2 protein-coding genes are annotated in these 1,597 nt (G+C 49.4%); both read right to left on the reverse strand.

Annotated features, from left to right (window positions below):
• Positions 1–287: 287 nt before the first annotated feature.
• Complete coding sequence (locus tag B2899_RS10490) at positions 288–740, reverse strand: RicAFT regulatory complex protein RicA family protein (RefSeq protein ID WP_146810676.1); 453 nt, start codon at positions 738–740, stop codon at positions 288–290.
• A gap of 5 nt (positions 741–745) precedes the next feature.
• On the reverse strand, positions 746–1,597 hold an 852-nt coding region (gene miaB / locus B2899_RS10495), incomplete at its 5' end, for a tRNA (N6-isopentenyl adenosine(37)-C2)-methylthiotransferase MiaB (RefSeq protein ID WP_286885629.1).

Consider the following 1,597-nt stretch of genomic DNA (forward strand, 5'->3'; position numbering starts at 1 on the left):
CGTTTCCCTACATGTGTATGCAGGGCAATCATCACGGGTGCAACACAAAAGTCTGCTTTCGGTGCCGCGTCCGCCTGTGCCGCCCTGATCAGCACTGTGACTGATAATCCATAAATATGCAGGGCAAGCGCCCGGGGTGCTTGGAAAAGCAGGACAGAGCGAATGGCGAAATCCGGTAAAAAACTTCTGCTGTCTTAAGGTGCGTTGTCTATTTTTAATTCAAAAAAAGATACCGGCATTGAGTACCGGTATCTTTCTTGATCACTATCCTTTTCTTTATTCCCGACTCAGCAACCGCAGCCACCCATACCTTCCGGTTTCGCTTTCGCGTATCCCGTCTCATTGTACAGCGGATCGCCGCCCGTCGAGACAATAATGCTTTCTGATACTTTATTGGCGATAACGCTGGTCACCATCTGCAGCAGTTCGTTAATATCCTGCTGCGTTTGTTTGAATTCGAGCACAATCGGAATCGAATCCAGCTCATCCTGCAGCGCGTCGATTTCCCGCTCAAGAGCGGGAATCTCATCATAGCGGCGGTTGTGCTCAAGCTTAACAATCTGCTTTTGTTTCTGTTTAATCTTAGCGATTAGCCCTTGCACCCGTCCATTGCCGCTAATCTTCTCTTCAGCCTGCTTAAAGCGCTCCACTTCCTCTGAACCTGCAATCAGCGCAGCCAATTCTTTCGCCTGATCTATAATAGGCGAATAATCCACTGTACGTTCCTTTTTCTCTTCCATCCGTATTACACCTCTACTTTGTTTGCCACTTCACCGTATAATGTCCATGTTTGCGGCTCTGTTATTTTAACATGAATCAGCTGGCCGATACAGTCTTCCGTTCCTCTAAAATGTACAATTTTGTTCGTACGGGTACGGCCGGTCATCATTTCTGGATTGTTTTTACTCGGACCTTCGACCAGCACCTCAAGCACCTGTCCGCGCAGCGCTTCGTTCTTCTCACGGCTAAGACGATTTACGAGGTCAATAAGACGCTGCAGACGATCTTTTTTCTCCGCTTCACTCACATTGTCTTCCATGCCGGCAGCCGGTGTGCCGTGGCGTGGAGAGTAAATGAAGGTATAGGCAGAATCAAAGCCCACTTCTTCTACGAGCGACAGCGTATCCTGGAACTGCTCCTCCGTCTCACCCGGGAAACCGACGATAATATCTGTCGTCAGCACTACATCGGGGATGGCCTCTTTAATTTTGCGGACCAGCTCAAGATATTGTTCCCGCGTATACTTGCGCGCCATTTTCTTAAGAACTTCGCTGTTTCCGGATTGGACCGGCAGATGAATGTGCTCCACCAGGTTACCTTTCTTCGCGAGCACTTCGATTAAATGGTCATCAAAATCACGCGGGTGGCTGGTTGTAAAACGAATGCGCGGCACATCAATTTTCTGCACTTCAGCCATCAAATCGCCGAAGCCGTATTCAATATCCGTAAAGTCTTTGCCGTACGCGTTGACGTTTTGGCCGAGCAGGTAGATTTCCTTGTAGCCCTGGCGCGCCAAGTCGCGTACTTCGGCGATAACGTCCTCAGGACGACGGCTGCGCTCTTTACCGCGTGTATACGGAACGATACAGTACGTACA

This window comes from Aneurinibacillus sp. UBA3580 (assembly GCF_002375825.1).
Classification (GTDB): domain Bacteria; phylum Bacillota; class Bacilli; order Aneurinibacillales; family Aneurinibacillaceae; genus Aneurinibacillus; species Aneurinibacillus danicus.